Annotated in this window: 3 protein-coding genes and 7 tRNA genes; all 10 read left to right on the top strand. The window is 42.9% G+C overall.

The window, feature by feature from the left end:
• Positions 1 to 173: 173 nt before the first annotated feature.
• The 10 genes from ACZLMD_RS08620 to ACZLMD_RS08575 all read left to right on the top strand — a co-directional run bounded on the left by ACZLMD_RS08620 (position 174) and on the right by ACZLMD_RS08575 (position 7,219).
• A tRNA-Asp gene (locus ACZLMD_RS08620) sits at positions 174 to 247 on the top strand.
• Between the two features lie 8 nt (positions 248 to 255).
• A tRNA-Val gene (locus ACZLMD_RS08615) sits at positions 256 to 328 on the top strand.
• A 26-nt stretch (positions 329 to 354) separates the two neighbouring features.
• Positions 355 to 427: transfer RNA gene (locus tag ACZLMD_RS08610), tRNA-Thr, on the top strand.
• A 5-nt stretch (positions 428 to 432) separates the two neighbouring features.
• Positions 433 to 514, top strand: a tRNA-Tyr gene (locus ACZLMD_RS08605).
• 23 nt (positions 515 to 537) lie between these two features.
• Positions 538 to 611: transfer RNA gene (locus ACZLMD_RS08600), tRNA-Met, on the top strand.
• 21 nt (positions 612 to 632) lie between these two features.
• A tRNA-Phe gene (locus ACZLMD_RS08595) sits at positions 633 to 705 on the top strand.
• Between the two features lie 22 nt (positions 706 to 727).
• Positions 728 to 800, top strand: a tRNA-Lys gene (locus ACZLMD_RS08590).
• Between the two features lie 357 nt (positions 801 to 1,157).
• Positions 1,158 to 2,762 (top strand): 4-alpha-glucanotransferase, encoded by a 1,605-nt coding sequence (gene malQ / locus ACZLMD_RS08585; protein ID WP_482522846.1) that lies wholly within the window; start codon positions 1,158 to 1,160, stop codon positions 2,760 to 2,762.
• A 211-nt stretch (positions 2,763 to 2,973) separates the two neighbouring features.
• Positions 2,974 to 5,232, top strand: coding sequence for a glycogen/starch/alpha-glucan family phosphorylase (glgP, locus tag ACZLMD_RS08580; RefSeq protein WP_489495558.1), 2,259 nt, complete (start codon positions 2,974 to 2,976; stop codon positions 5,230 to 5,232).
• 475 nt (positions 5,233 to 5,707) lie between these two features.
• Positions 5,708 to 7,219, top strand: coding sequence for a response regulator transcription factor (locus ACZLMD_RS08575; protein WP_022305516.1), 1,512 nt, complete (start codon positions 5,708 to 5,710; stop codon positions 7,217 to 7,219).
• The last annotated feature ends 190 nt before the right edge of the window (positions 7,220 to 7,409 follow it).

The raw sequence follows: 7,409 nt of genomic DNA, 5'->3' as shown, positions 1-7,409 counted from the left end.
GGTAGATAGGGCAGAGGTGGAAGTGCGGTAACGCATGCAGCTGACTGTCACTAATAGGTCGAAGGCTTATCCAAAAGAAACGGAGAGCTGGTTGCAAAAGCAGCGTGAAGATGTTATAATCGGTATACAGTTTTGAAGGTATCACCTTCTTTAATCAATATTCATTGATTGATGGCCTAGTGGCTCAGTTGGTTAGAGCGCCGCCCTGTCACGGCGGAGGTCACGGGTTCGAGTCCCGTCTGGGTCGTTTTATATGGGATCTTAGCTCAGCTGGGAGAGCATCTGCCTTACAAGCAGAGGGTCACAGGTTCGAGCCCTGTAGGTCCCATTTAAATTCTAAAGCATTTTCAATATGCCGATGTGGCTCAATTGGCAGAGCAGCTGATTTGTAATCAGCAGGTTATCGGTTCGAGTCCGATCATCGGCTTTTATGGATGGATTCCCGAGTGGCCAAAGGGGGCAGACTGTAAATCTGTTGGCTTCGCCTTCGAAGGTTCGAATCCTTCTCCATCCATTTAACTTCGGTTAATTAAATAACGCGGGGTGGAGCAGTCTGGAAGCTCGTCGGGCTCATAACCCGAAGGTCATAGGTTCAAATCCTGTCCCCGCTACTAAGATAGTAAATATCTTTTGCCCAGATAGCTCAGTTGGTAGAGCAGCGGACTGAAAATCCGCGTGTCACTGGTTCGATTCCGGTTCTGGGCATTTTCGTCTTTTTGGCGAAGATGGGATACTAGCTCAGTTGGTAGAGCACTTGACTTTTAATCAAGTTGTCGGGGGTTCGAATCCCCCGTGTCTCACTTTATTAAGCTTACTGCATTTTGTAGTAGGTTTTTTTATTTATACGGAAATTTAAAGCCGGCGTATTGGTATACTTCTATATCAATATGCCGGCTATTTTTATGGTATAGAAAAATGCTCGTAATGTAGAATGAAGTCAACGAAAATTGCGAAGCAATTCTTGGAGGGCAAAACGAGCGTTTTGCCCTTTTTATAGTATAGGAAAATTGATATTTATCTAAGAAATGATATATGGAATATTTGACAGAGAGTTGATAGCATATTAGTAGTGAGAAATACGAAAGCTTGATATGAATGCTTTCGCATTTGAATGGGACCTACAGGGCTCGAAGCAGAAAAGATGGAGGAATCGTGTGATGAACATGGAACAGAAGTCGAAACGGTTGGAACGCGGAGCAGGGATATTATTACCAATCAGCAGTTTACCTTCTCCGTATGGAATTGGATCACTGGGGCAGGAGGCATACTATTTTGTGGATCAACTGAAAGAAGCGGGTCAGCGGTATTGGCAGGTATTGCCGGTGGGACCGACAAGCTTTGGGGATAGTCCGTATCAGTCCTTTTCGACATTTGCGGGGAATCCGTATTTTATTGATCTGGATATGCTGCAAGAAGAAGGACTGCTGAAGAAGGAAGAGATTCTCAGTATTGACTGGGGTAAGCTGGCATATGATGTGGACTACCAGAAGATGTATGTGAATCGGTTTGGCATTTTAAAGAAGGCATTTCTGCGGTGGCAGGAGAAAAATGCGGAGCGAAAAGATGAAAGTGTAGATGTAAGAAAAAATATTGTAGATATAAGGAAGAAAATAAGTGAAAAAACAGATCTGTCCAATTATCGGGACTGTATGAACCTGTCCGATTATCAGGACTTTGTGGATAAAAATAGGGACTGGTTGGAGGATTATAGTCTTTTTATGTCGTGCAAAGATTATTTCGGTGGAGTTGAATGGCTGTCCTGGAATGAGGACATACGATTCCGTGAGAAATCTGCACTGGAATATTACAGGCAGCTTCTGAAAGAGAAGATTGAGTTCTGGTGTTTTGTGCAATATAAGTTTTTTGAGCAGTGGAGTGCATTGAAGGAATATGCAAATGGCAAAGGAATACAGATCATAGGAGATATTCCGATTTATGTAGCACTGGACAGTGCAGATGTGTGGGCAAATCCCGGACAATATCAATTGGATGAAACGCTTCATCCGGTGGATGTAGCAGGATGCCCGCCGGATGCATTTTCGGATTATGGACAGAAGTGGGGAAATCCAATCTATGACTGGAAGGTTATGGAAAAGGATCACTTCCGTTGGTGGAAAAAGCGTATCCGGGCGGCAGGCAGTATGTATGATGTGGTGCGGATCGATCATTTTATTGGAATTGTGAGATATTATGCGATTCCGTCAGATGGTGTGCCTGTGGATGGAGCATTTCGCGAGGGACCGGGAGCGAAGCTGATAGAGGCAATTGATGAATCAATCGGTGATGCAAAGGTGATCGCGGAGGATCTTGGTGTGGTTGTTCCGGGAGTGCGCAAGCTGCTTGAGCAAAGTGGTTATCCGGGGATGAAGATTTTGGAATTTGCGTTTGATGGAAACAGGGAGAATGAATATCTGCCGCATAATTATGAAAGAAATTGTGTTGTGTATAGCGGGACACATGATAATGAAACACTGCTGGGATATTTCGATTCACTGCCGGAAAAGGGATATACATATCTGCAGGACTATACCGGTGTGAAGAAGAGGGAGGAGTTGGCGGATGCCGTGATCCGTTTGGCTTACCAGAGTGTGGCAGATACGGTGATCCTTCAGATGCAGGACATCCTGAAAAAGGATAACGATGCCAGGATGAATCTTCCGTCGACAATTGGTCAGAACTGGCGCTGGCGGTTGAAGAAAGAAGAATTTGGAGAGAAGCAGATTGCTTTTCTTGCAAAACTGGCGGATATCTATCATAGATAAAAGGAAACACAAATAAAAGAGAAAAGATAGAATTTATCTTAGAAAATAACGATAAAGGAAAATATAAACAAGGGGAAATACTAATTTAAAGTAAAATTATAGGTTTTATATTACCAATATAGTTAAAAGAAAATACAAATATAAAACAATAAGAAAAATTAGAAGTAAATTAAAAACCAACTAGCAAAACATTATAATCAGGAGGAGAAAAATGTTAGAGAAATTTGTAGAGGATCGTTACCGGAAGAGTTTGAAGGAATGCAGCAATGAGGAAATTTATGTGGCACTTCTGGAGCTTGTGAAACAGCAGGCACAGGGGAAGGAAAGTCCTGCAAAGAAAAAGAAGGTTTATTATATTTCGGCAGAATTCTTGATTGGAAAATTATTGTCGAATAATCTCATTAATCTCGGACTTTTTGATACAGTGAAAAAGGAACTGGAGGAAAATGGAAAGAGTATTTATGAGATTGAGGAGATTGAGCCGGAGCCTTCATTGGGAAACGGAGGACTGGGACGTCTGGCAGCATGTTTCCTTGATTCTATTGCAACGTTGGGGATTCCGGGAGATGGTATTGGTATTAACTATCATCTGGGACTTTTCAGACAGGCATTTGAGAAGAATCTGCAGAAGGAGTATCCGAATCCATGGATTGAGAAGGAGAGCTGGCTGACCAAAAGAGAGAAAAGCTATACCGTAGAATTTCGTGATCATGTTGTGAAAGCGTCTCTGTACGATATTGCGGTCACAGGCTATGAGAACAGAACAAATCAGCTTCATTTGTTTGATATTGACAGTGTGGAGGAGAAGATTACCGAGGATGGAATTTCTTTTGATAAAGAGGATATCGAGCGTAATCTGACATTGTTCCTGTACCCGGATGACAGCGATGAGAAGGGACAGCTTCTTAGAATTTACCAGCAGTATTTTATGGTATCAGCGGGAGTACAGCTCATCCTGGAGGAGTGTGAGGCGAGAGGCTGCAATCTCCATGATCTGCCGGAGTATGCGGCAATCCAGATTAATGATACACATCCGACAATGGTGATCCCGGAGCTGATAAGACTACTTCTGATCCGTGGTATCTGCATTGAGGAGGCAATGGAGATCGTTGCGAAGACATGTGCCTACACGAATCACACGATCCTTGCCGAGGCGTTGGAAAAATGGCCGGTTGATTATCTGAAAAAGGTTGTACCGCAGCTTCTTCCAATCATACATATTCTGGATAATGAGGCGAAAAAGAAATATCCGGATGAGGCGGTAGCAATTATAGACAAGGAAAATCGTGTTCATATGGCACACATAGATATGCACTATGGATATAGTATAAACGGTGTGGCGTATCTGCATACGGAGATTTTGAAGAACAGTGAATTGAAGCCGTTTTATGAGATTTATCCGGAGAAATTTAATAATAAGACGAATGGTATTACATTCCGCCGCTGGCTGCTTCATTGCAATGAGGAGCTTGCTTCATGGATCGAGGGGCTGATCGGCAGCGGTTTCAAAAAGGATGCGATGGAGCTTAAAAAACTGCTTTCTTATCAGAAGGATACGAAGGTGCTGGAGAGTCTGCTTGCGGTAAAGGCAGAGAAAAAGAAACAGTTGAAGGAATATTTGCTTCGGACACAGGGCGTGGAGATCGACGAAAACTCCATCTATGATATTCAGGTGAAGCGTCTTCATGAATATAAGCGTCAGCAGTTAAATGCATTATATATTATCCATAAATATTTGGAGATCAAGCGTGGCGTGATCCCGGAGAAGCCGGTTACCGTGATCTTCGGAGCAAAGGCAGCTCCGGCGTATGTGATCGCAAAGGATATCATTCATCTGATCCTGTGCCTGCAAGAGCTGATCAATAGTGATGAGCAGGTTAGTCAGCATCTCCGTGTGGTGATGGTGGAGAATTATAATGTGAGCAAAGCGGCACAGCTCATTCCGGCGTGTGATATTTCTGAGCAGATTTCGCTTGCGTCGAAAGAGGCGAGCGGTACAGGTAATATGAAGTTTATGCTGAACGGTGCACTGACGCTGGGAACCATGGATGGCGCAAATGTGGAGATTGCAGAGCTTGTCGGAAAGGAAAATATTTATATTTTCGGTGAGGACAGTGAGACGGTCATTCAGAGATATGCGGATGGAAGCTATGTGTCAAAGGATTATTATGAAAAGGATGCGAAGTTAAAGGAGGCTGTTGATTTTATTGTCGGAGAAGAAATGATGGCAGTAGGAGATAAAGAACATCTGACGCGTCTGTATAATGAGCTGTTAAATAAAGACTGGTTCATGACTTTCCCTGATTTTGAGGATTATATTGCGACAAGAGAGCGGGCATATCAGGAATATAATGACCGTATGGCATGGGCGGAGAAGATGCTGGTAAATATCGCAAAGGCAGGATTCTTCTCATCAGATCGTACAATTGCACAGTATGAAAAGGAGATCTGGAAGACGGGGACTTTGTAAAAGTAAAGTGGAAACAAGGAAAAAAGAGTCCCAAAAGACGGACTTTGCAGAAAGCAAAGTGTAATAGTAGAAAATCGAGATTAAGAAAGAGCTTCCGGAAAGCAAAGTATAAGAATAGAAAATCGAGATCAAGAAAGAGCTTCCGGAAAGCAAAGTATAAGAATAGAAAATCGAGATTAAGAAAGAGCTTCCGGAAAGCAAAGTATAAGAATAGAAAATCGAGATCATGAAAGAAGAAAATTCAGGGAGCAAGGGATAAAAAGGAATAACAAAGTTCTAAAAAAGGGACTTCGTATAACTAAAATAGAAGTGATTAAAATAATAAAAGAAATAATGTACTCTCTTCCGGCAGAAATGCCGGGAGGGGGTTATTTCGCATTTTATGGACTTAGAGAAAGTTTGTGTTTGGGTTTCGGGAGAGTGTGTGGTAAACTAGAGAAGGACAGAAGCAGATATTGCGGAAATGAGGTTGGCTATGATTCGGATATTGATCGTTGATGATGAAAAGATAGAGAGAAATGGAATAAAGTTTTTGTTGAAGCAGCTTCATATGGAGGCGCAGATCCGGGAGGCTGTGAACGGTGTGAAAGCGTTGGAAGCCCTTGAGGAGGAGCCGGCGGATATTCTGCTTACAGATATTAAAATGCCTTTTATGGACGGTCTTACGCTGGCAGAGAACGTGGTGGAGAAGTATCCACAGACGAAGATGGTGATCTTCAGTGGATATGGCGAGTTTGAGTATGCCAGGAAGGCGATGAAGTCCGGCGTAAACAGCTATATTTTAAAGCCGGTGGATCCGGAAGAGTTTCGCAGTACCATGGAAAAAGTTCTGCAGGAAATTGAGGGAGAACGGCTGGAGGACGAGCGCAAGGAGAAGAACCGAAATTTTGTGAAGGAGCATGTGATATTATCGCTTTTGAATGGGGCGGCACCGGAGGATTTGGCGAAAAGTCTGGGAGATATGGGCAGCCTGGAATATGTGCAGGATTTTCAGAATATGATGTTGCTGGAATTTGACCGGGAATTTTTCGGGCGGACCGGACTCGATTTTCTGGAAAATCTGCGCGAAGAAATGAATGAGCCATTCCTTTATCTGAATATGAATCCACAGCAGGGAATCATACTTCTGGAGCGTTCTATTGAGATCGAGGCGAGACGGGAGATGGCGCAGAAGCTGCAGGATACTATTGAGAAGAAGTATGGGGAGAGGTGCTATATTGCCGTGAGCAGAGAGTTTGAACATCCTGTCAGACTGGCAGAGGAGATGGAACGTCTGGAACTTCTCATGGAGAATAAATTTTATGCACCGCAGGACCGGGTATTTTGTGAGGAGGAGCAGTCAGAAGCCAATCTTTCGGAGATTGATGATGACACTTTGATGAAGCAGATCCGTCAGGATATCAAGGTGAAGGATATGGTGGGACTTCGCCGTCATTTTGAAAGTCTGTGTGAGAAGTATCAGAGCAAAAAGAATTTTTCACAGATGTATGTGAAATTTATCTTTTCTAATTTATTGAAGGATATTTATGAAATTCTACCGCAGGAGAAATCGGTGGGACTGAATCAGGAGATTGACCGGCTGTATCGTACGAATGATTTTCAGGAGGTCACAGAGCTTCTTAATGAGGGTATCCGTCTTTTGGAACAGAGCTTTGCTATCAATCCGCAGATGGAGCATCGGGAGATTGAGACGGTGAAGCAGTATATTTATGCACATTACGATGAGGAGCTTTCCGTGGATATGCTGGCGGAGCAGGTATTTCTGGCACCAAGCTATCTGAGTCATATTTTTAAGAAGGAGACGGGGCAGAATCTTAGTAAGTTTATCAAGGCGCTGCGCATGGAAAAAGCGAAGGAAATGCTGGAGCAGACACATAACAAGATTGTCAACATCAGCTATGCTGTGGGGTATCCGAATGTGTCGTATTTCTGTCAGAGCTTCCGCGAGTATTATGGGGTAAGTCCACAGAAATACAGGAATCAGTAAAACTGCGCAGAGATAATTGTTAAGAGAAAAATAAAATTGTGCAGGGTTAAATCACCAACAGCAATTAGTAAATTAATACAAGGTTAAATCAGCTATAAATTTATAGAAATCAGTAAAATAAACAATGTCATGCGAGATGGCACCAGAACGGGGAAATCTATGAAACACAGGATCGGTCAATGGTTTAAAA

The sequence above is a fragment of the Jutongia sp. genome, assembly GCF_057878315.1.
This window is presented reverse-complemented; position numbering and strand designations above follow the sequence as displayed.